Origin of the sequence: Geothrix alkalitolerans (genome assembly GCF_022808885.1) — a bacterium.
Classification (GTDB): domain Bacteria; phylum Acidobacteriota; class Holophagae; order Holophagales; family Holophagaceae; genus Geothrix; species Geothrix alkalitolerans.
Genome location: NZ_JAKZLE010000006.1, coordinates 26,391 through 47,988, shown reverse-complemented (window position 1 = coordinate 47,988; position 21,598 = coordinate 26,391). Strand labels below are relative to the sequence as shown.

22 protein-coding genes are annotated in these 21,598 nt (G+C 68.5%); 12 read left to right on the top strand and 10 right to left on the bottom strand.

The features are described 5' to 3' along the window. Nucleotides 1–31: 31 nt before the first annotated feature. Nucleotides 32–1,021, bottom strand: coding sequence for a UDP-3-O-(3-hydroxymyristoyl)glucosamine N-acyltransferase (lpxD, locus tag MLJ35_RS12120; RefSeq protein ID WP_243384566.1), 990 nt, complete (start codon nt 1,019–1,021; stop codon nt 32–34). Nucleotides 1,022–1,099: 78 nt separating this feature from the next. Here lpxD and MLJ35_RS12115 point away from each other — a divergent pair, with 78 nt between their 5' ends. The 5 genes from MLJ35_RS12115 to MLJ35_RS12095 all read left to right on the top strand — a co-directional run bounded on the left by MLJ35_RS12115 (nt 1,100) and on the right by MLJ35_RS12095 (nt 4,881). Further along, nucleotides 1,100–1,915: a prolipoprotein diacylglyceryl transferase gene (locus MLJ35_RS12115; protein ID WP_243384565.1), complete on the top strand. Its 816-nt coding sequence runs from the start codon at nt 1,100–1,102 to the stop codon at nt 1,913–1,915. Continuing rightward, on the top strand, nt 1,912–2,892 hold the full coding sequence (locus tag MLJ35_RS12110) for an RluA family pseudouridine synthase (protein ID WP_243324195.1): 981 nt from the start codon (nt 1,912–1,914) through the stop codon (nt 2,890–2,892). Before MLJ35_RS12115 ends, MLJ35_RS12110 begins: the two co-directional genes overlap by 4 nt. A 33-nt stretch (nt 2,893–2,925) precedes the next feature. Further along, entirely contained in the window at nt 2,926–3,390 is a 465-nt protein-coding gene (locus tag MLJ35_RS16015) for a rhodanese-like domain-containing protein (RefSeq protein ID WP_275976531.1), read from the top strand. 107 nt (nt 3,391–3,497) lie between these two features. Further along, nucleotides 3,498–4,079 carry a TetR/AcrR family transcriptional regulator gene (locus tag MLJ35_RS12100; RefSeq protein ID WP_243384564.1) on the top strand — a complete coding sequence of 194 codons (582 nt, stop codon included), beginning with the start codon at nt 3,498–3,500 and terminating at the stop codon, nt 4,077–4,079. 49 nt (nt 4,080–4,128) lie between these two features. After that, on the top strand, nt 4,129–4,881 hold the full coding sequence (locus MLJ35_RS12095) for an SDR family NAD(P)-dependent oxidoreductase (RefSeq protein ID WP_243384563.1): 753 nt from the start codon (nt 4,129–4,131) through the stop codon (nt 4,879–4,881). A gap of 64 nt (nt 4,882–4,945) precedes the next feature. On the opposite strand, the gene MLJ35_RS12090 is transcribed toward MLJ35_RS12095, so the two are convergent. Both MLJ35_RS12090 and MLJ35_RS12085 read right to left on the bottom strand, forming a co-directional pair. Further along, nucleotides 4,946–6,160, bottom strand: a complete 1,215-nt coding sequence (locus MLJ35_RS12090) for an AmpG family muropeptide MFS transporter (protein WP_243384562.1) — start codon at nt 6,158–6,160, stop codon at nt 4,946–4,948. Between the two features lie 30 nt (nt 6,161–6,190). Next, nucleotides 6,191–6,664, bottom strand: a complete 474-nt coding sequence (locus MLJ35_RS12085; protein ID WP_243384561.1) for a DUF2231 domain-containing protein — start codon at nt 6,662–6,664, stop codon at nt 6,191–6,193. A 176-nt stretch (nt 6,665–6,840) separates the two neighbouring features. Between MLJ35_RS12085 and MLJ35_RS16010 the strand changes: the two genes are divergently transcribed. Continuing rightward, nucleotides 6,841–7,404 carry a QcrA and Rieske domain-containing protein gene (locus MLJ35_RS16010; protein ID WP_275976530.1) on the top strand — a complete coding sequence of 188 codons (564 nt, stop codon included), beginning with the start codon at nt 6,841–6,843 and terminating at the stop codon, nt 7,402–7,404. A gap of 17 nt (nt 7,405–7,421) precedes the next feature. Then, nucleotides 7,422–8,213 carry a DUF5777 family beta-barrel protein gene (locus MLJ35_RS12075; protein WP_243384560.1) on the top strand — a complete coding sequence of 264 codons (792 nt, stop codon included), beginning with the start codon at nt 7,422–7,424 and terminating at the stop codon, nt 8,211–8,213. Nucleotides 8,214–8,433: 220 nt separating this feature from the next. Here MLJ35_RS12075 and acs read toward each other — a convergent pair whose 3' ends face one another. Beyond that, the gene (acs, locus tag MLJ35_RS12070) at nt 8,434–10,365 is read right to left on the bottom strand and encodes an acetate--CoA ligase (RefSeq protein WP_243384559.1); all 1,932 of its coding nucleotides are present in this window, start codon (nt 10,363–10,365) and stop codon (nt 8,434–8,436) included. A gap of 121 nt (nt 10,366–10,486) precedes the next feature. On the opposite strand from acs, the gene MLJ35_RS12065 reads away from it, so the two are divergent. Continuing rightward, nucleotides 10,487–11,140 carry a DUF5655 domain-containing protein gene (locus tag MLJ35_RS12065; protein ID WP_243384558.1) on the top strand — a complete coding sequence of 218 codons (654 nt, stop codon included), beginning with the start codon at nt 10,487–10,489 and terminating at the stop codon, nt 11,138–11,140. Between the two features lie 128 nt (nt 11,141–11,268). Here the strand turns inward: MLJ35_RS12065 and MLJ35_RS12060 are convergent, their stop codons facing one another. Together MLJ35_RS12060 and ybaK are read right to left on the bottom strand one after the other, a co-directional pair. Continuing rightward, nucleotides 11,269–12,222 carry an aldo/keto reductase gene (locus tag MLJ35_RS12060; protein ID WP_243384557.1) on the bottom strand — a complete coding sequence of 318 codons (954 nt, stop codon included), beginning with the start codon at nt 12,220–12,222 and terminating at the stop codon, nt 11,269–11,271. Nucleotides 12,223–12,389: 167 nt separating this feature from the next. Then, nucleotides 12,390–12,872 carry a Cys-tRNA(Pro) deacylase gene (ybaK, locus tag MLJ35_RS12055; RefSeq protein ID WP_243384556.1) on the bottom strand — a complete coding sequence of 161 codons (483 nt, stop codon included), beginning with the start codon at nt 12,870–12,872 and terminating at the stop codon, nt 12,390–12,392. A gap of 51 nt (nt 12,873–12,923) precedes the next feature. Between ybaK and MLJ35_RS12050 the strand changes: the two genes are divergently transcribed. Next, on the top strand, nt 12,924–13,625 hold the full coding sequence (locus MLJ35_RS12050; RefSeq protein ID WP_243384555.1) for a hemerythrin domain-containing protein: 702 nt from the start codon (nt 12,924–12,926) through the stop codon (nt 13,623–13,625). Here the strand turns inward: MLJ35_RS12050 and MLJ35_RS12045 are convergent. The 3 genes from MLJ35_RS12045 to MLJ35_RS12035 all read right to left on the bottom strand — a co-directional run bounded on the left by MLJ35_RS12045 (nt 13,622) and on the right by MLJ35_RS12035 (nt 15,347). Next, a complete protein-coding gene (locus MLJ35_RS12045) occupies nt 13,622–14,419 on the bottom strand; it encodes an arylamine N-acetyltransferase family protein (protein WP_243384554.1) in 798 nt (265 codons plus the stop codon). The two genes, MLJ35_RS12050 and MLJ35_RS12045, sit on opposite strands and share 4 nt — an antisense overlap. Continuing rightward, nucleotides 14,409–14,789 (bottom strand): tautomerase family protein, encoded by a 381-nt coding sequence (locus MLJ35_RS12040; protein WP_243384553.1) that lies wholly within the window; start codon nt 14,787–14,789, stop codon nt 14,409–14,411. Before MLJ35_RS12040 ends, MLJ35_RS12045 begins: the two co-directional genes overlap by 11 nt. Nucleotides 14,790–14,861: 72 nt before the next feature. Then, nucleotides 14,862–15,347 carry a DinB family protein gene (locus MLJ35_RS12035; RefSeq protein ID WP_243384552.1) on the bottom strand — a complete coding sequence of 162 codons (486 nt, stop codon included), beginning with the start codon at nt 15,345–15,347 and terminating at the stop codon, nt 14,862–14,864. Between the two features lie 99 nt (nt 15,348–15,446). Between MLJ35_RS12035 and ggt the strand changes: the two genes are divergently transcribed. Both ggt and acnB read left to right on the top strand, forming a co-directional pair. Next, entirely contained in the window at nt 15,447–17,153 is a 1,707-nt protein-coding gene (gene ggt / locus MLJ35_RS12030; RefSeq protein ID WP_243384551.1) for a gamma-glutamyltransferase, read from the top strand. A 165-nt stretch (nt 17,154–17,318) separates the two neighbouring features. Next, a complete protein-coding gene (gene acnB, locus MLJ35_RS12025; RefSeq protein ID WP_243384550.1) occupies nt 17,319–19,895 on the top strand; it encodes a bifunctional aconitate hydratase 2/2-methylisocitrate dehydratase in 2,577 nt (858 codons plus the stop codon). On the opposite strand, the gene MLJ35_RS12020 is transcribed toward acnB, so the two are convergent. Further along, nucleotides 19,892–20,869, bottom strand: a complete 978-nt coding sequence (locus MLJ35_RS12020) for a LysR family transcriptional regulator (protein ID WP_243384549.1) — start codon at nt 20,867–20,869, stop codon at nt 19,892–19,894. The genes acnB and MLJ35_RS12020 overlap by 4 nt on opposite strands. A 101-nt stretch (nt 20,870–20,970) precedes the next feature. Here MLJ35_RS12020 and MLJ35_RS12015 point away from each other — a divergent pair, with 101 nt between their 5' ends. Then, complete coding sequence (locus MLJ35_RS12015) at nt 20,971–21,597, top strand: FMN-dependent NADH-azoreductase (protein WP_243384548.1); 627 nt, start codon at nt 20,971–20,973, stop codon at nt 21,595–21,597. Nucleotide 21,598: the final 1 nt, after the last annotated feature.

The following is a 21,598-nucleotide window of genomic DNA, read 5'->3' as shown; positions in this document are numbered from 1 at the left end:
GAGGTTCGCCGATGAACAGGCGTTGTGTTGATCAGCCCTTCCGCAGCTGCTTCATGAGCCGCGGCAGGCGGTTCAGGGCGGCCTGGGCCTCGGTCCACTCCTTGTGGGGCCGGGCGGGAAATCCCGTGACGAAGCTGCCCTCGGGCAGGCTCTTGGCCACCACGCTGTTGCCCCCCACCACGCTGCGGCTGCCGATCTCGATGTGGCCCACCACGCCCACCTTGCCCGCCAGGGTCACGTAGTCGCCCAGCTTCGTGGAGCCGCTGATGCCCGTCTGGCTCACCAGCAGGCAGTGGTTCCCCACTTGCACGTTGTGGCCCACCTGCACCTGGTTGTCGATCTTGGTGCCCTGGCCGATGCGCGTGGGGCCCAGCACGCCGCGGTCGATGCAGACGCAGGCGCCGATCTCCACATCGTCGCCCACCTCCACCCAGCCCACCTGGGGGATCTTGGCGTGGCGGCCCTCCACCAGCACGTAGCCGTAGCCGTCGCTGCCCACCACGGAGTTGGCGTGGATGGCCACGCGGTTGCCCAGCCGCGTGCGGCGGTAGAGCACGGCCCCGGAGAACAGCTCGCAGCCCTCGCCCAGCGCGCAGTCGTCGCCCACATGGACGCCGGGGTGCAACACGCAGCCCTTCCCCAGCACGGCGCGGGCCCCGACGGTGGCGCCGGGGGCGATGCGGCAGCCCTCCCCGATCACCGCCGTGGGGTGGACGGGGCGGTCGCTCCACTCGGGAGCCGGCTCCGGGTGCAGCCAGCCGATGGCCTGGGCGAAGGCCCAGTAGGGATGCTTCACCCGCAGCACGGGGTGCTCGCCCATGTCCGCCGCCGCGTCCACGAAAATCAGGCCCGCGGCACTTTCCCTGGCCTTGGCGGCATATTTGGGATTGGCCAGGAAGGATACCGAACCCGCTCCCGCCTCTTCCAGGGGCTTCACTTCGGAAATGGGCCGATCCGGGGGACAATGCTCGAGGTGGCCGCCCAGACGTTCCGCCAGCTCGCGGGCTGTGATGATCGGCATGGCACCCTCCTCGTCAGTCTTCAGTCTTCAGTCTTCAGCCTTCAGCCTTCAGTTTCCAGTCTCCCGTCGGGATCCCGCATGCATCCAGTTCTTTTCGAGATCGGTTCCTTCCCCCTGGGCACCTACGGGCTGCTGCTGGCCATCGCCTTCTTCGCGGGCGCAGCCCTGGCCAAGCGGCAGGCGAAGCTGGATGGTCTAAACCCCGCCGCCATCACGGATATGGCCATCGCCGTCCTCATCGCCGCCATCCTGGGCTCCAAGCTGCTGATGATCATCGTGGGCCTCTTCACGCCCGCCGGCCAGGAAGGCGCCATGACCTTCCGCGAGATCTTCACGATGTCCACGCTGCGGGCCGGCGGGGCCATCCACGGCGGCATCATCGCCGCCACGGCCACCTTCTTCTGGAAGCTCCGCAAGGGCCAGGGCCTGCCCCTGCGCCTCACCGGCGACGCCCTCGTGCCCGGCGTGGCCCTGGGCCAGGCCATCGGCCGGCTGGGCTGCTTCTCCGCCGGGTGCTGCTATGGCACGGAAACCCACGTGCCCTGGGCCGCCACCTTCACCGACCCCATCGCCCACGCCTTCAGCGGCACCCCGCTCGACATCCCCCTGCACCCCGTGCAGCTCTACAACAGCTTCGCCAACCTCACGGTGATGGCCGTCCTCCTGCTGGCCCGCGGGAAGCGCCAGTTCCAGGGCCAGATCTTCGCCCTCTACTTCCTGGTGGAGGGCCTGGGCCGCATCGTCACCGAGACCTGGCGCGGCGACGGGGACCGCGGCACGGGTTGGCTGGGCTGGGCCTGGCTCAGCACCGGCCGCCTCACGGGCGTGGCCTTCATGATGCTGGGCGCGGGCCTCTGGCTCTTCTGGAGCCGCCGGAAGGAAGCGACCCGATGATCAGCCTCCGCGCCGAAGATGGCGCCCCCCGCCTGGACCGCTTCCTGGCGGACCGCTTCCCCGAGGTCCCCCGGGCGCGCTGGGACGCCCACGTGCGCACGGGCGAGGTGAAGGTGAACGGACAGCCGGTGTCCAAGGGCGGCGTGAAGCTGCGCCCGGGAGACCTGGTGGAGACAGAGCTGCCCATCATCGCCGCCCCGGCCGCGCACCTGGAGGCCGAGGCCATCGACCTGCCCACGCTGTTCGAAGACGGCCAGCTTTGGATCGTCGACAAGCCCGCGGGCATGGTGGTGCATCCCGGGCCGGGCCATGCGGGCGGCACCATCGTAAACGCCCTGCTGCACCGCCTCAAGGCCCCGGTGGTCCTCGAACCCGGCGACGAAGAATCAGAAGACGCCGAAGAACTGGCCTCCGGCTGGCCGGGCCTCGTGCACCGCCTCGACCGCTACACCACGGGCTGCCTCTGCCTGGCCAAGACCGCCGAGGCCCAAAGGGCCATCCAGGCCCAGTTCAAGGCCCGGACCGTGGAGAAGCGCTACCTGGCCCTGGTCCGCCACTCGCCCCGCCTGCCCCAGCTGGGCAGCCTCCTCATCGACGAGCCCATCGCCCGCCACAAGCAAGACCGCCTGCGCATGGTGGTGGCCGAGGGCGGGCGCCCCGCGCAGACCCGCATCCGCGTGCTGGCCCGCACCACCAGCGTGGCCTTGGTGGAGTGCGAACTGCTCACGGGCCGGACGCACCAGATCCGGGTCCACCTCGCCCACCTGCGGGCCCCCCTCATGGGCGATCCGCTCTACGGCGGGCCGGGTCGCTGGAAGGATGTGGACGGCGGGGCCCTGCTGCTGCCCCATCCGGCCCTCCACGCCTGGAAGCTGTCCGTGGACCACCCCCTGACCGGGGCCCGCATCGATGCCGTGGCGCCGATCCCCGAGGCCTTCCGCGCGCTCGCGGCCGCTCTGGGCTTGCCGGAGGTCTGAGGCCGGGGCATCATCCCCGTACCGGGAGGTGCCATGTCCCCGCTCGCCCAGGCCCTGACGACGCTGAGAGGCTGGATGGAGACGTACCCCTTCCTGCCAGGCCTGGTCTTCGCGGCCCTCTGCCTCCTCCTGCTCTTCGGGGTGGCCTTGCCGCGCCTCCGCTCCTGGCGCCGGGGCCGCGGACGGCCCGTGCTCGACCCCCTCCAGGTCGAGGAGCTGCTCCAGGGCCCCGGCGTCCTGCTGGTGGACCTGCGGGACGAGGCGGCCTTCCGGCAGGGCCACATCCGGGGCTGCCTGCATGTGCCTTTCGCGGAGCTCACCCGTCGCTTCGGGTCCCCGGACCCTCAGGCCAAGCGGGCCCTCGTCCTTGTGGACGAGACGGACGCGCTGTCCCATCGCGCCCTCAAGCGCCTCACCGCCCGGGGCTTCGAGTGGGTCTACGTCCTCAAGGGTGGCATGAGGGCCTGGCGCGACGCGAACCGGCCCATATCGAAATAGGCCGGCCCTTGAAATCGTGGTTCGCCGGAGCGGTGGGTCTTGGATGGCGAAAGATTTCTTCGAAAATAAGATATTGACTGGTCATTCCAAAAAGATAGACTGGACCCATGGCGCGACCCAAGGCTTTTGACCGGGAGCAGGCCCTCCAGCGGGCCTTGCAGACGTTCTGGGCCAAGGGGAGCTTTGAATCCACATCCATCCAGGACCTCGTGACGGGGATGGGGATCAACCGTCAGAGCCTTTACGACACCTTTGGTCCCAAAGAGGCCCTCTACCACGCCGCTTTGGAACGGTACCGCACCCAGAATCGAGCCACATTGGCCTCTTTCCTGGAGGGGCCCCTCCCGCTTCGGCGGGCCCTGGCGGCGCAATTCGATCTGGTCGTCAACCACCTGCTCAGCCCGGGCGGGCAGCCTTGCTTGCTGGCCCAGGCCGCCCTGGGACACGCGGCCGGCGACCCCGCATCGGCCCAATGTGTCCAGGTCGCCTTCGGGCAGAACATCAAGCGGCTTGAGGCCCGGTTACGCCGCGCCCAGGCCGATGGAGAACTGGGATCCCACCACGATCCGGCCGCTCTGGCCCACTACTTCCAGAACGCCATGCACGGCCTCCAGATCACCGCACGGTCCGGCGCCAGCCGGGCGGAACTCGAGACCATCGTCCGAGTGAACCTGTCCGTCCTCGGTTGATTTTTTTTGGACAATTACGGAACGATTGTTCCACATAAGGAGTTTCCTCATGAACAGACTCGCAAACAAGGTCGCCCTCGTCACGGGAGCCTCCAAAGGCATTGGAGCTTCCATCGCCCGGCATCTCGGCGCAGCCGGTGCCACGGTCATCGTCAACTATGCCACCAGCAAGTCCGGCGCAGACAAGACGGTGGCCGACATCACCGCCGCCGGGGGCAAAGCCACCGCGCTCCAGGGCGATTTCTCCAAATCCGAGGACATCGCCCGGACCTTTGCGGAGGTCGAGCGGGTCCATGGCAGGCTCGACATCCTCGTCAACAATGCTGGTGTCTATGCTTTTAGCCCCATCGAGCAGGTCACGCCCGAAGAGTTCCATCGCCAGTTCAATCTCAACGTCCTCGGCCTGCTGCTCGCCACCAAGGAGGCCGCCCGGCTCATGGGCTCGGACGGCGGTTCGGTGATCAACATCAGTTCCGTGGTGAGCTCGCAACCGCCGGCCTACAGCTCAATCTACTCAGCCACCAAGGGCGCGGTCGACAATCTCACAATCTCCCTGTCCAAGGAATTCGGATCGCGCAAGATCCGAGTCAACAGCGTGAATCCGGGCCTGATCGCGACCGAGGGAGCCCAAGCGTCGGGAGCGCTCGAAGGCGATTTCTTCGACAATGCCGTCAAGCACACGCCCCTGGGCCGCGTCGGGCAGCCGGACGACATCGGCCCCGTCGCCGTCTTCCTCGCATCCGATGAGTCCTACTGGGTGAACGGCCAAACCATCTATGCTGCCGGCGGAATGACGATGTGATGGGAGCCAAGCCATTCGCCGATCCCCGGTCCTGCGTTGCTCGGATCAGAAGGCCGAAGCATGTTCAGCCCTGATCGTTCTCCGGCAGCCCCCAGCGGTCCCAGAGCAGCAGTAGCAGCAGGCCGGGGATGGCCGCCGCGGCACAGACGGGGAAGTAGAGCTTCCAGCCGTACCAGTCGGCCATGAAGCCCGTCAGGCCGGCGAAGAGGGTGCGAGGCAGGGCCATGAGGGCGCTGAACAGCGCGTACTGGGTGCCGGTGTAGCTGCGGTTGCAGGCACCCATGAGCAGGGCGGCGAAGGCGCTGCCGCCCATGCCGTAGGCCAGGTTCTCCAGGGTGTTCGCCGCCACCAGCAGGGGCAGGTGGCGGCCCAGCAGGGAGATGGTCCAGAAGCCCAGGATGCTGCCGGCCTGCACGAAGCCGCAGATCCAGAGCGCCTTCCGAAGGCTCATGCGCGTGAGCATCCAGCCGCCCAGCAGGCCGCCGAGGATGATGGCCACCATGGCCGTGGTCTTCTGCACGAAGCCGATCTCGGTCTTCGTGAAGCCCATGCCCCGCAGCAGGAAGGGGATGGTCATGGACTCCGCCAGCCAGTCGCCCAGCTTGTAGAACACGGCGAAGGCCAGCAGGTAGGCGATGCCCCGGCGCTGGAGCAGGTCCTTGAGGGGCCCGGAGATGGCCTCCCGCAGCGTGCGCGGGGCCCGGGCCACGGCGTCGGTGTTCTCCGCCATCCAGGTGCCGATCATGCCCAGGACCGTGAGGGCTGCCATGGCCAGGTAGGTGGCCCGCCAGCCCAGCTTGTCCGCCAGGATGAGCGCCAGGCCGCCGCTCACCAGCATGGCCACGCGGTAGGCGGCGATGTGGATGCTGTTGCCCAGGCCCAGGTGCTTCTGATCCAGGGCCTCGGCGCGCCAGGCATCCACGGCGATGTCGAAGGTGGCGCTGGTGACGGCCACGGCCAGGGCCAGGACCACCACGCGGAGCAGGTCCAGGTGCGGCTGGGTGAGGGCCAGCCGGGCGAGCGCGAGGGCCATGCCCGCCTGCATGACCAGCATCCAGCCGCGCCGCCGACCCAGGCCCGGCAGGGAGAAGCGGTCCAGGAAGGGCGCCCAGAACACCTTCAGGCTGTAGGGCAGCGTCACGAAGCTGAAGAGGCCGATGGTGGCCAGGCTCAGCTTCTCGTCCGTCATCCAGGCCTTCAGCGTCGAGCCCGTGAGGAACAGGGGCAGTCCCGACGCGAAGCCGAGGAGCAGGAGGACGGCATACTGGCGGGGCTTCATCCCACCAGCCTAACCGGAGTCACCCGCTGCTCAGGGCTCGCCCCCGTGGGTGTGCAGATCATGGACCATGTGGCCGCCCAGGTGGCCCGTGCGGAGCACTGCCCCCACGCCCATGGCGCTGACCAGCAGCCAGAGGATGAACAGGAGCCGGGCCAGGCGCGGCGACAGGTCGCGATGGAGGAACCGGGAGGCTCCCAGGTGGAGGACCCAGGTTCCCGCCAGGATGCTGAAGATGGCGACGGTCCACTCGGCCGCCTCCTCATGCTGGTCCAGCGCGGCGCGCAGCGCGGGCGTCCGGTGGGCGAGGTTCTCGGCGACGTCCCCCGTGGCCAGGGCCAGCAGCGCTCCCGCGAGCCCGAGCAGCAGCAGGAGCAGCGCCATGGCGTGGATGCCCCGGCGCTGGGCGGGCCAGAGTGCGCCAATGAGAAAGAGGAGCGGCGCCGTCATCAGCAGCGCGATGGGGAAGTGGACGATGGCGGGATGGAGGTGGTTGAAGGGCGGCACGGGAGCTCCGGATGGGATCGGCGGGATGTCCCGATCAGGATGCGCCCACGGCCGGGGCGGGCGCCAGACCGGAGGGGCCGGTTTCTGCCATCCGGATCTGGGACCAAGCCGGGCCTCGCCGCATCCTCACCCCCAGGTCCCGTGGCCACGATCGTGGCCCTTCCTGAGGAGGCCCCATGCCCCGCCCCGAACCATCCATCCCCGCTGCCGCCCCGGCCTCCGCCCCGTCCAGTGGCCTCGACCGCCGGGAATTCTGCGCCTGCGCCCTGGCCGTGGCCGCCGCGGCCGCAGTCGTCTCCTGCGGGGGCGGTGGGGGATCCGCCTCGGCGCCACCGCCGCCGCCTCCGCCGCCCCCGCCCAGCCCGGTCACCACCTCGGAGACCAAGGCCAGCATGCTCGCGCAGCCATCCGGAACGGTGAAGGACTACACCACCACCGCTTCCGGCAGCTGCCCGCTGGTCCTCGGGGCCGCCCAGGGCTACTACCTCGCCAGGGACACCACCGGCATCTACGCCTTCAACGCGAGCTGCCTGCATCAGGGCGGGCGTCTCAGCCCCACGCAGACCGGCTTCAACTGCCCCTGCCACGGCAGCCAGTACGACCTCAACGGCACCGTGACCCAGGGTCCGGCCCCGGTCGGGTCCACCCTCCAGCACTACGAGGTCAGCGAAGCCACGCCGGGCGGGGCCCTGGTGATCGATCCCTCCAAGCCCGTCTCCGCCGCCACGCGGCTGACCTGACTCGGACGGTGCCGCTCATGACGCTTCGGCCAATCCTCCTGTTCCTCTGCTTTTCCCTGCTCCTTCCCAACGGGCTGTCGGCCCAGGATCCGGACCTGCCCCTGGGCCTCAACCTACCCACGGCGGACCACCTGGAGGGCTGGCAGCCCGCCATCCGCTTCACGCACCGCTTCACTGAATCCGCCCGAGGGAACTCGAAAGATTTCTATGGCCTGGATGGTGGCAACTTCCCGGGCCTGGGCTTCGATCTCGGCATTGCCGCGGTGCCCGGACTCAACGCCCAGATCTACCGTACGGCGGATGGCAAGACCGTCACCCTGGCCCTCCAGGAGCGGATCCTCAATCACCCTCATGTCCGCCTGGCGGTGCGGGTGGAGCGCTTCGACGAGACCATCCAGCGTACCACCTACGCCTTCGGGACCGTGGGGCTCACCGGCGCGGTCGTGCAGCTTCCCGCGGAATTCACGGCGGGCTCCTTCACGGTCAGCCTAGTGCCCACGTGGCTGTCCCGCACCACCACCCGGGAGCAGGCCCTCTTCACGGCCGGGGCCGGCCTCCGCTGGCGCTTCCTTGAACGCCAGTCGCTCCTTGCCGAGTACTACCCCCGCCCCTCCCGCCTGGACCGTGCCGCCTACGAGCAGGGCTTCGCCTTGGGCTACCGCTTCCAGACCAAGGGCCACCGGTTCACCCTCCTGGCCACCAACGTCCAGGGCACCACCGCCCACCAGGTGCTGAGCGGCGACTACGCCGGCGGCCCCAGGCCCCCCGGCCGCTGGGCCCTGGGCTTCAACCTCGTGCGGATCTTTTGAAGACTGGAGAAAGTAGAAGCGAGGCACGGCTCCGCCGGGCCGAGCGCGGGGGTCCGGGGGTGTCCGCGCAGCGAAGCGGAGCGAGACCTTAGATCCTCGCGGCGCACGCGCTGCGGGGGGGACCCCGGGGAGCATAAGCTCGGCACGGCTCCGCCGTGCCGAGCGCGGGGGTCCGGGGGTGTCCGCGCAGCGCAGCGGAGCGGGGAACCCCCGGAGGATATCAATCCGCCAAGGTGCTCAGATCCCCCGGATCCTGCCCCAGGGCCCAGGCCTTGAGGGCGCGGCGGACGATCTTGCCCGAGCGCGTCTTGGGCAGGCTGGCGCGGATCTCGATGTCCGAAGGGGTGGCGATGCCGCCCAGGTCCTCGCGGACATGGTCCTTGAGACTGGCGATGAGCCCGGGGCCAGCCTCGATACCAGCCTTGACCACCACGTAGGCCTTGATGCTCTCCCCCTTGATGGGGTCGGGAATTCCCACCACGGCGCTTTCCGCCACGGCCGGATGGCGGATGAGCGAGCCCTCCACGTCGGCGGTGCCGATGCGGTGGCCCGCCACGTTGAGCACGTCGTCGGAGCGGCCCAGCACGGCGATGTAGCCGTCGGCATCCCGAACGGCCACGTCCCCGGCGCTGTAGCAGCCCGGGATGTCCCGCCAGTAGTCCTCGTAGCGATTGGGATCGTTCCAGACCGTGCGCAGCATGTAGGGCAGCGGGAACTTGATGACCAGCAGCCCGCCCTGGCCGTCCGGCACCGCGCTGCCATCACGGTTCACCACGGCCAGCTGGGCCCCGGGCATGGGCTTGCCCGCCTTGCCGGGCCGGGCCTCGAAGGTGGGCAGGGTGCCGATGACGGGGCCGGCGATTTCGGTCTGCCACCAGTTGTCCACCACCATGCCGTTGCCCTGGCCCACCAGGTGCTGCTGGGCCCAGCGGTGGGCCTCGGGGTTCAGGGGCTCTCCGGCGCAGGCCAGGAGGCGCAGCTTGCTCAGATCGAACTTCCCGGGGGCCTCGGCTCCGTGGCTCATCCACATGCGCACGGCGGTGGGGGCCGTGAACATGACGTTCACCCCGAAGCGCTCGCAGAGCTCCCAGGTGACTTCCGGGCTGGGGTAGTCCGGCGCGCCCTCGCGGCACAGCACGGTCGCGCCGATGCTGAGGGGTCCGTAGACGATGAAGCTGTGGCCCACGATCCAGCCAATGTCGGAGGTGCTCCAGTAGATGTCCCGCTCCTGGATCTGGTAGAAGGCCTTGCTCAGGTAGTTCACCCCCACCAGGTAGCCACCGGTCGCATGCACCACACCCTTGGGCTTTCCCGTTGTTCCGCTGGTGTAGAGGATGAACAGCGGATGCTCGGCGTCCACCATCTCTGGCTCGCAGTGGATGTCTCGGCCCTGCTGGATGTCGTAGAAATCCTTCTCGCGCTCGCTGGCGAAGGTGACCGGCGCGTCGCCCGGCCGCGAGCCACGGCGATGGACGATGACGTGATCCACGGAACTCAGGTCACGCACCGCCTCGTCCACGATGGGCTTGAGGGCGATGGCCTTGCCCCGGCGGTAGGTGAAGTCGGAGCACACGACGACCTTGGCTCCGGCATCCTCGATGCGGGTGCGCAAGGCCAAGGCGCCCATGCCCGCGTAGACCACGCTGTGGATGGCGCCGATGCGGGCGCAGGCCAACATGGAGATGATGCCCTCGGGCGTGAGCGGCATGTAGAGGATGACCCGGTCACCCGCTCGAACACCCAGGCGCTTGAGCGTGTTGGCGAAGCGGTTCATCTCGCGGTAGAGGCGGTTGTAGGTGTAGGAGCGCTCGTCGCCGTCCTCGCCCACCCACAGCAGGGCGGCCTTGTTGCGCCGGTCGCTGTGCACGTGGCGGTCGATGCAGTTGACGGTGGCGTTGAGCTTCCCGCCCAGGAACCAGGCGTGGTTGGGCGCGTTGAACTCGAAGACCTTGCTCCAGGGCTCGGCCCAGTCCAGACCCCGGGCCTTGTCCGCCCAGAAGGCGCCGGGATCGGCCTCCGCCAGGGCCCGCTCCACCTCGTAGTTGATGGCTGCCTGCTTGGCCAGCCAGCCCCGCATCGGGATGGGGGCCTCCCCCTTCTGCAGCGCCTGGATGGTCTTCTGCTGGGTGATGCTGATTTCCACGTCGCTCATGGAAGGCTCCGAGAACGGGGTGAGGTGGATTGGGTTGGAAGGTTGGGAGGGAAGGTAGCACGGTCGTGGAACCTGGAACCCATGACAGGGATCACAGCTAGACTTCTGCGCGGGAGCCTCCATGGCCGTTCAATTCCAAGTCCCCTGCCCCTATGACCTACACCCCAGCGTGGCCTACATCCAGGCCATCCTCGCCAACCTCGAGCGGAACTCGGGCCGCGACCTGGCAGCCTGGGTGGCCCTGGCCCGGGAAGAGGCCCCATCCGACCTCAAGGGCTGCTCAGCCTGGCTGAGGGCCCGGGGCCTCGGTGGCACGCAGGCCGGCCTGGTGGCCCAGAGGGCCTGCGCTGCGCCCGGCCAAGCCACCAGCCACGCCTTCGACGACACACCGGAGGGCTATCTGGCCGCGGCGCCCCGCTACGTGGAGGCCCAATACGCGGGGAAGAAGGCCGCCCTGCGCCCGCTCTTCGAGGCCATCGTCCTCCGGGCCCGGGGCCTCGGCTCCGACGTGAAGGTCTGCCCCTGCCAGACCATCGTCCCCTTCTACCGCCATCACGTCTTCGCCGAAGTGAAGCCCTTCGCCTCGCGCCTGGATCTGGGCCTGGCGCTGGGCGATCCCGCCACCGTCGGGGACCCCTCCGGGCGGCTCAAGGACACTGGCGGGTTCCGGAGGAAGGACCGGATCACGCACAAGCTGGAGATCACCACCGAGGCGGATCTCGATGGGGTCCTGCCCTGGCTCCGGCATGCCTATGAGCGGGATGCCAAAGCCTGACTTCCGGCCTGAAAGGACGAACGCGAAGACCGCGAAGAAAGAAGCGAAGGGCGTATTCGCGATCTTCTTGGTGCCCTTTGTAACCTGCTTTCCTGGCAGTTGGATCGGCTGCCCGAAGGAACCGGGACTCAGATCCGACTCGCCACCTCCAGGGCGGCCATGTCCTCGGCGGTCAGCGTCAGCGATGCCGCGCGGATCAGGCTGTCCAGCTGGTCCAGGCTGGTGGCGCTGGCGATGGGGGCCGTGACGCCAGGGCGCGCCATGAGCCAGGCCAGGGCCACCTCCGCAGGCTTGGCCCCGTGCCGCGCGGCCACGGTGTCCAGCACCCCCAGGATGCGGAAGCCCCGCTCGTTCAGGTAGGCCTTGATCCCCTTTCCCCGCGGGCTCTTCCCGAGATCCGCTTCGCTGCGGTACTTCCCGCTGAGGAAGCCCTTGGCCAGGCTGAAGTAGGTAATGACGCCCAGCCCCTCGGCCATGGCGAGGTCCCGGAGAGCGCCGTCATAGCCCTGGCGGTCGTACAGGTTGTATTCGGGCTGCAGCACCTCGTAGCGGGGAAGCCCCTTGGCGGACGCGCTGAGGGCGGCGCCCAGCTGCCCGGCGTCGTAGTTGGAGGCCCCGATGGCCCGCACCTTCCCGGCGGCGATCAGCTTCTGGTAGGCGGCAAGGGTCTCATCATGGGGCGTGCCCGGATCGAACTTGTGGGACAGGTAAACGTCGATGTGGTCGGTCTGGAGGCGGCGCAGGGAGTCCTCCACGGCGCGCTCGATCCAGGCCTCGGACAGGCCCTTCCGGTCCGGCCCCATCTCCATCCCCACCTTGGTGATGAGGACGATCCGGTCGCGGCAGCGGCGCGCCTTCATCCACTCGCCCAGGATGGTTTCCGACTCGCCGCCCTGGTTCCCGGGCTTCCAGATGGAGTACACGTCCGCGGTGTCCACGGTCTCGAAGCCCGCCTCCACGAAGCGGTCCAGGATCTCGAAGGAGGTTTTCTTGTCGATGGTCCAGCCGAACACATTGCCGCCAAAGACCAGCGGGGAGATCGAGAGGCCAGTCCGGCCGAGGGGGCGCCTGGTGTGCGTCATCGAAACCTCCGAAGGTCCGCTTGGACGAACTGCATTGTCAACCCCAGTGGGCACAGAGAACGCAGAGAATGAATGGGTCTGGACCCCTCTGACCTAGATGATTCGTCTTTCCCTCTGCGCTCTCCGCGTTCTCTGCGGTTGAACAGTCTGCAGGGGCGTGTCGGCGCCTACGGAATCGCCACACTCACCCGGACAATCTTCAGCACCCGCTCCAGATCCTTCGGATCCAGCCCCACGAGGAAGCCGCGGCTGCCGCCGTTGAGGTAGATCTTCGGCAGCTCGAAGATACTGGCCTCGGCGTGGACGGGCATGGCCTTCCTGGTGCCGAGGGGGCTGGTGCCACCCACCAGGTAGCCGCTGTGGCGGTTGGCCACCTCGGGCTTGCAGGGCTGCACGGACTTCGCGCCGATCTGGCGGGCCAGTTCCTTGGTACTCACCTCGCGGTCCCCGTGCATGAGGATGATGAGCGGCGCGCCCTTCTCGTCCTCCATCACCAGCGTCTTGATGACCGCGTGCTCGTCCGCGCCCAGCTCCCGGGCGCTCACGGCCGTGCCGCCGTGGTCCTCGTAGCGGTAGAGGTGCTCGGTGTAGGCCACGCCCGCCTGCCGGAGCAGCCGCGTGGCGTTGGTGGATGGCGCCTTGGCGCTCATGGCGCAACCTTGGTCATGGCACCATGATCCCACGCTCCGGCAGGAGACTCCGTGTCCATCTCGCCGCCCGACCCCCTCCTGGCCCTCGCCCTCGTCGTGGTGGCCTTGGGCCTGCTGGACCGGCTGGGGCTCTGGATGGAGGCCCGCGGCTGGATCTACTGGCGACGGCGGCGGGCGCAGGGCTCTGCCCTGGGCGCCACCTTTCTCGAGCTGCAGAAGATCTTCGAATCTGGGAAGGCCGAGCATGTCATCGCCGCCCGGGAGAGCGCCGGGAGGGAGAGCCCGGACCCCATCGCCGGCCACCTGGCGGCGGACCATGCCGAGATCGATGCGCTCTTCGGAGAAGCCAGGATGGCCATGGATCGCGGTCTCCAGCCGGAGGCGCACCGCGCCCTGGACCGGGTCTGGATGCGCCTGGCCGTGCACATCCACGCGGAGCACAGAGCCCTCTTCCCCGCCGTGGCCGAGGCCCGCCCGGACCTGGCGGAGGCCCTCCAGACCCTGCGCGAGGACCACGACTTCTTCATGGCCAGCCTGGCGGCGGCCGTGAAGGCCCTGAAGGGGGCCGAGCTGGACTGGGCCGCGATCCGGTCCGGTGTCGAGGCCGTCCAACGTCGCCTGGCAGCGCACAACAACCTGGAGGAGGAGCGGATCTACCCGGTGGCCGACCAGCTCCCCGAGGCCCAGAGGAGGCACCTGGCCGGCGAGGTGTCCCGGGAACTGGCGGCCCTTCCCACGCGCTACGGAGACTAGCCTCCGAAGGCCCGGAAGCCCGCCCCTTCGGGAACGTCCAGTCCGAAGACCTCCCTCAGGACGGGGATGACCTCTTCCGGCGCCAGCTCGCGACCCTCGATGGCGTCGCCGCGGATCTCGGCATAGGCGCGGTTGCGGAGGATGCGGCGCACCTCGGGGCCCGGAAGCTGGGCCGTGAGGGTGGCCACGAAGCGGGACTCGGGATGGGTACTCGTGTAATGGTTGGCCATCTCGTAGTCCACCGGGAACCGCTCCTCGGCCCGGAACGCGTAGAAGTCCACCCAGGTGCCGTCCTGAAGGCACTGGAGCACGTTCAGCGGCTCCCCATCCGTCTCCTCGACCACGCGGTAGCGGTGCAGGAACTGGACATGGGGCTGGCCGTCCAATGGCAGGGGTTGCAACAGCCCCTCCCCGCCGAAGCCCACGTCACAGAGCCAGCGTCCGCCCTCCAGCAGCACCAGCAGCAGCATGTGGGTGCGGGGGAGCAGCGCGGTCGCGCCGCGACGCACCCTCGCCTCGCAGGGGATGACCTCGAAGCCCACGCGACGGAGTACCGCCAGGAAGAGGCCGTTCTGCTCGAAGCAGTAGCCGCCGCGGCGGCGGCGCACCAGCTTGGCCTGGAGGGAGGCGAGGTCCAGTCGGATGGGCAGCCCCATCTGGATGTCCAGGTTCTCGAAGGGGATGGTGGAGGCGTGGGCCAGATGCAGAGCCCGCAGTGTGGCCAGGTCGGGCCGCGGCTCGCCCGCGAAGCCGATGCGCCGCAGGTAGGCGTCCAGGTCGAGGTCAGCGGACATACTGGGCTTCACCCTTCCCGAAGGACCAGTCGGCCAGCTCGTTCTCCACCAGGCAGATCATCACGTCCTCGGGTCGGAGACCGGGATCCTTCGCCAGGTTGTCCACGATCCGGCGGTACAGCGCCTGCTTCATCTCCACGGTGCGTCCCTTCCGGAGCGTGATCTGGATGGCCACCCATTCCGGCGACCGTTCGATGCCCAGGTAATGGGGATCGAAGATCAGGCCCGAGACGTGCTCCGTGAGGATGTGGAAGCGATCGTCCGCCGGGACGTTCACTGTCGCGGCGAGCGCTTCCTGGACGCCGTCCGACAGGGTCTGCCGATAGGCGTCGCTCACGCCGGAACGATGAGATATGCGAACGAGAGGCATGGGATCTCCTTCGGGGAGTCGCTCATTCTAGCCATGGCCGACGAGGGTGTTGCGACATTCGCTGGCGGGGGTTCAGTGAGTCTTCCAGGCTGCCGCATTCCGCCGGATCTGGGCGGCGTGGACCTCCAGGTGGGCGGCGTAGTTCCGAAGCCAGTCATCGGTACCGTAAGGGCCGCTGTGCGTGTGGCGACCCAGGCGGCCCCAGGCCGATTCCGGCAGCCGCTCGAGCGTGGAAACGGTGTGCGCCCTCGCCGCCTCGATCAGCTGGAGCGCCAGCTCCGGGTCCGAGGCATGGTAGTCGAAGCGCTGCGCCCACGCGTTCTCGTCGTAGCCCACGATGAGGGGCTCCGGATCCGCCAGCAGGAGCCGGATCCGGATGGCGGCATAGGTCTCGGAGTCGGCGCAGTGGACCACCACCTCGTGGGCGCTCCACTTCCCCTCGGCGGGTCGCCAGGTGCGGGCCTCCACGGGCACCTCCTCCCAGGCCCGACGGAGCAGGGCGGGGCCCGTGCGGTAACGCAGAAGATGAGCTTCCCGGGTGGCAGCATCGAACGTCATGGGACACCTCGACACCAGCATGGCGCAGCGGACCTCGAAATGAAGCCTCGACTTGCGAGGCAACCAGGGCTTCAATGAGGTCCTCTCCCGGAGTTCCCCATGCGCCTCTCGACGCGCCTCCCCGCGGCATGCCTCGCTCTTCCCCTGGCCGCCTTCTCCCTGCTGGCCGGCGACCGCGTCACCGGCCGGGCCTTCGCCACGCGCTCCGAGGTGGCGGCCCAGCACGGCATGGCCTGCACCAGCCAGGCCCTGGTGACCCAGATCGCCCTCGATATCCTCAAGCAGGGCGGCTCTGCGGTGGATGCGGCCATCGCAGCGGATGCCGCCCTGGGTCTCATGGAGCCCACGGGCAGCGGCATGGGCGGCGACCTCTACGCCATCGTGTGGGACGCGAAGGCGAAAAAGCTGCATGGCCTCAACGGCAGCGGCCGTTCGCCGAAATCCCTCACCCTCGATCACTTCAAGAAGCTGGGCCTGAAGCACATCCCGCCCCAGGGGCCGCTGCCGGTAAGCGTGCCGGGCTGCGTGGACGGCTGGTTCGAGCTGCACAAGAAGTTCGGCAGGCTGCCCATGGCCCAGGTGCTGGCGCCCGCCATCCGGTACGCCAGGGAAGGCTTCCCCGTCAGCGAGCTCATCGCCTACTACTGGGGCCGCAGCGTGCCCGTGCTGGGCAAGTTCCCGGGCTTTCTCGAGACCTTCACCGTGGACGGCAAGCGCGGCCCCGTGAGCGGCGAGGTCTTCCGCAACCCGCGCCTGGCGAAGACGCTGGAGATCCTCGCCAGGGACGGCCGCGACGCCTTCTACAAGGGCGAGATCGCCCGGAAGATCGACGCCTACATGAAGGCCAACGGAGGATTCCTCAGCTTTGAAGACCTGGCCGCCCACCACTCGGACTGGGTGGAACCCGTCAGCGTGAACTACCGCGGCTACGACGTCTGGGAACTGCCCCCCAACGGCCAGGGCATCGCGGCCCTCCAGATGCTGAACATCCTCGAGGGCTACGACTTCTCGAAGATCCCCTTCGGCAGCCCTCAGCATGTTCACCTCTTCACCGAGGCCAAGAAACTGGCCTTCGAGGACCGGGCCAAGTTCTACGCCGATGCGGCCTTCATGAAGGTGCCCCTCTCCTGGCTGCTGTCGAAGGACTACGCGGCCCAGCGCCGCGCCCTCATCGGCGACCGCGCCTCGCGCCGCCTGGAGGCGGGCCACCCGCCCCTCAAGGAAGGCGACACGGTCTACCTCACCACCGCCGACGGCGAGGGCAACATGGTGAGCCTCATCCAGAGCAACTACCGCGGCATGGGCAGCGGCATGACGCCCGGCGACCTGGGCTTCTGCCTCCAGGACCGGGGCGAGCTGTTCAACCTGGAGGAGGGCAACGCCAACACCTACGCGCCCGGCAAGCGGCCCTTCCACACCATCATCCCGGGCTTCATCACTAAGGATGGCGTGCCCTTCCTCAGCTACGGCGTCATGGGCGGCGAGTTCCAGCCGTTGGGGCATGTCCAGATCGTGATGAATCTGATCGACTTCGGCATGAACGCCCAGGAGGCCGGCGACGCCCCCCGCATGAGCCACGACGGCTCCCCGGAGCCCACCGGCGAGAAGGGCAGGCTGCCAGGTACCATCCAGCTGGAAAGTGGATTCCCCTACGAAACCGTCCGCGAGCTGATGAACCGCGGCCATGGCGTGGGATGGATGTTCGGTGGCTACGGTGGCTACCAGGCCATCCGCTGGGACCCTCAGCAGAAGGTCTACTTCGGGGCCAGTGAATCGCGGAAGGACGGCCAGGCGGCCGGCTACTAGGAATTAGCCTCGAAGTTGGCTCCCACAACGGCGCCGGTGGGGGCTCCCCAGAGCGGCCCATGTAGAATGGACCTGGCGGGAGTTTATGCCTGCCCTCTGCGGGGGATGGTGCCCCGCCAAAGCCATATCGTTCGCGCCAAGCGGCGTTTCCAGGGGGAGTTGACCGTGCTGCAAGCCTATCGCCAACACGTTGCCGAGCGTGCCGCCCTCGGGATTCCGCCCCTGCCGCTCACCGAGGCTCAGACTGACGAGCTCACCCACCTGCTGGCCAATCCCCCCAAGGGCGAAGAGGCCTTCCTCCTCGACCTGCTGACCCACCGCGTGCCCGCTGGCGTTGACGACGCCGCCCGCGTGAAGGCGGCCTTCCTGGCCGCCGTGGCCAGCGGCAAGGAGAAGGTGGCCCTGGTCTCGCGCGAGAAGGCCACGGAATTGCTGGGCACCATGCTCGGCGGCTTCAACGTCAAGCCCCTCATCGATCTGCTGGACGACGCCACCGTGGGCGGGATTGCCGCCGAGGGCCTCAAGAAGACCCTGCTGGTCTTCGACGCCTTCGAAGACGTGAGGGCCAAGGCCGACAAGGGCAACCAGAATGCCCAGGCCGTGCTGAAGAGCTGGGCCGAGGCCGAGTGGTTCACCAGCCGCCCGGAGGTGCCCCAGAGCCTCACGCTCACCGTGTTCAAGGTGACCGGCGAGACCAACACCGACGACCTCTCCCCGGCCCCCGACGCGTGGAGTCGGCCCGACATTCCGCTCCACGCCCTGGCCATGCTGAAGAACGCCCGCCCCGGCATCAATCCCGACGAGCCTGGCAAGGTCGGTCCCCTCAAGCAGTTGGAGGGCCTCAAGGCCAAGGGGAACCTGGTGGCCTACGTGGGTGACGTGGTGGGCACGGGCTCCTCCCGCAAGTCCGCCACCAACTCCGTGCTGTGGTTCACCGGCGAGGACATCCCCTTCGTGCCCAACAAGCGCTTCGGCGGCGTCTGCCTGGGCTCCAAGATCGCCCCCATCTTCTACAACACCATGGAGGATGCCGGCGCCCTGCCCATCGAGCTCGACGTCAACAGCATGGACATGGGCGACCTCATCGAGCTGCGCCCCTACGAGGGCAAGGCCCTGAAGAACGGGAAGGTCATCGCCGAGTTCAAGGTGAAGTCCGACGTGATCTTCGACGAAGTCCGCGCCGGCGGCCGCATCCCCCTCATCGTGGGCCGGGGCCTCACGGCCAAGGCCCGTGCGGCCCTGGGCCTGCCCGCCTCCACCGCCTTCCGCCTGCCCGCAATCCCCAAGGACACCGGCAAGGGCTTCTCCCTGGCCCAGAAGATGGTCGGCAAGGCCTGCGGCGTGGCCGGCATCCGCCCCGGCACCTACTGCGAGCCCCGGATGACCACCGTGGGCTCCCAGGACACCACGGGCCCCATGACCCGCGACGAGCTGAAGGACCTGGCCTGCCTCCAGTTCTCCGCCGACATGGTGATGCAGTCCTTCTGCCACACCGCCCCCTACCCCAAGCCCGTGGACGTGAAGACCCACCGCGAGCTGCCGCCCTTCATCACGAACCGCGGCGGCGTCTCCCTGAAGCCCGGCGACGGCGTCATCCACAGCTGGCTGAACCGCCTGCTCCTGCCCGACACCGTGGGCACCGGCGGCGACTCCCACACCCGCTTCCCCATCGGCATCTCCTTCCCCGCGGGCTCGGGCCTGGTGGCCTTCGCCGCCGCCACGGGCGTCATGCCGCTCGACATGCCCGAATCCGTGCTGGTGCGCTTCAAGGGTGAGCTGCAGCCCGGCGTCACCTTGCGCGACCTGGTGAACGCCATCCCCTACTACGCCATCCAGCAGGGCCTCCTGACGGTGGAGAAGAAGGGCAAGAAGAACATCTTCAGCGGCCGCATCCTCGAGATCGAGGGCCTGCCCAAGCTGAAGGTGGAGCAGGCCTTCGAGCTGACGGACGCCTCCGCCGAGAGAAGCGCCGCGGGCTGCACCGTGCGCTTGGACCAGGAACCGATCATCGAGTACATGACCTCGAACATCACGCTCATGAAGTGGATGATCGCCAACGGCTACGAGCACCGCGAGACGCTGGAGAACCGCATCAAGGCCATGCAGGCCTGGATCGCCAAGCCCGAGCTGCTGGCCCCCGATGCGGACGCGGAGTACGCCGCCGTCATCGAGATCGACCTCGCGGACGTGAAGGAGCCCATCGTGGCCTGCCCGAACGATCCGGACGACGTGAAGCTGCTGTCCACCGTGGCCGGCGACACCATCGACGAGGTGTTCATCGGCTCCTGCATGACCAACATCGGCCACTTCCGCGCCGCCGGGAAGCTGCTCGACGGCAAGACCGACCTCTCCACCCGGCTCTGGATCGCCCCGCCCACCAAGATGGACGCCTACATCCTCACCCAGGAGGGCTACTACGGCATCCTCGGCCGCACGGGCGCCCGCATGGAGATGCCCGGCTGCTCGCTCTGCATGGGCAACCAGGCGCAGGTCCGCAAGGGCAGCACGGCCATGTCCACCTCCACCCGCAACTTCCCCAACCGCCTGGGCCTCGACACCCGCGTCTACCTGGGATCCGCTGAGCTGGCCGCCATCTGCGCCCTCCTCGGGAAGATCCCCACGGTGGAGGAGTACAGGGCCCAGATCGGCGTCGTGGACGCCAAGGCGAAGGACATCTACCGCTACATGAACTTCGACCAGATCGCGGACTTCCGGGAGATCGCCGACACGGTTTCGGTCTAAGACTTCCCGCCGCGACCCGCCCCTCCGGGCGCACGCCTGGGGGGCTTGCTGGGCGCGGGGCGCCGGCCTTCGGGCAGGGCGCTCTGCAGGCGCTCCCGGAGGAATCCCATAAAGCGGCGGACCTTGAGGGGGAGGAAGGCCCTCGAGGGGTAGAGGAACCAGGCGGCGTTGCCGAAGTGGGCGGCCGTGACCTCATGGTGGGGAAAGAGATCCACGAGAGCTCCGGAGATCAGCTCCGGCGCGACGATCCATTCCGCCTGGAGGATGATGCCCAGATCCGCCATGGCCCCCTGCTTCAGGGCGATGGCATTGGAGGTGCGGAGCGGCCCTTGGACCGGCACCTCGGTCACGCGCCCCGAGGCGTCCCGGAACTTCCAGACGTCGCCGAAGCCCGGCAGCACGAGGTTCAGGCAGGCGTGGTGGGCCAGGGCCTCAGGCGTCCGGGGCCAGCCATGCCGCGCGAGGTAGCTCGGGGTGGCGCAGACCCGGGGCACCATGGGCAGGAGGGGCTGGGCCACCAGGCCGGAATCCGCCAGGGGGCCAAGCCGGATGGCCAGGTCGATGCGTTCCGCCACCAGGTCCAGCGACGCGTCGTTGAGGATCAGCTCCAGGCTGAGTCCGGGATGGAGGCGCAGGAACTCCGGCAGATAGGGCGTCACGTTGAGCTGGGCAAAGCTCACGGGCGCCTGGAGGCGGAGTCGCCCTGCCGGGCGCTCCTTCAGGTCGGTCAGTTCCGCACTCACCTGCTGCACCTCCGCCAACAGGGGTTCGGCCCGCCTCAGGAGCAACTCGCCCGCCTCCGTGAGGGCCAGGCGGCGCGTGGTGCGCTGGAAGAGCCGGTGGCCGAGGGAGGCTTCCAGGGCCGCGATGCTGCGGGAGACGGCGGAGGGATCGAGGTCCGCATCCCTCGCCACCGCGGCGAAGCTGCCGCGGCGGACCACCTGGATGAAGTAGTCGAGGGCTTCCAGATCCATTCATGCAATATTCGCACGAATCCATGGTTTGAATGCCGGTTTATCGCCGAACCGCCTGGACGGATGGTGGAACCCTCCCCCACGGGAGTGTTGGAGCCCCCATGACCCGCATCCTTCGCATCGACGCCAGCGCCCGCCGGGTGGGATCCCACAGCCGGGACCTCGCCGACCAGGTGGTCCACGCCTGGCTGGACAAGAACCCCACCGATGAAGTGGTGGTACGTGACCTGGTCCAGGACCCGCCGCCCCATCTCAGCCAACCGGCCATCGAGGCCTTCCTCACGGCCCCCGAACAGCGGACCCTCGCCCAACAGCAGGCCGTCGCGCTCTCCGACCTGCTGGTGGACGAACTGCTCGACGCCGACCTGCTGGTGCTGTCGGTGCCCATGTACAACTTCGGCCTGCCCTCGGCCTTGAAGGCCTACCTGGACCACATCGCCCGCAGCGGGCGCACGTGGACCATGGGTGAGGATGGCCAGTTCCGCGGCCTGCTGCAGGGGAAGCGGGCCATCGTGTGCCTGGCGTACGGAGCCAGCGGCTACCTGGGAGGGGCCTTTGCGCCCGCGGACTTCGTGCAGGGCCACCTGCGTACCTTCCTGGGCTTCCTGGGTATCGCCGATCTCACCGTCCTCGCCGTGGAAGGCACCACCCTCGATCCCGAGGCGGTGATCCGCAGCACCCAGGCCGCCCAGGCCGCCCTGAAGAACCTGATGGCAGCCGGCGCCTGAA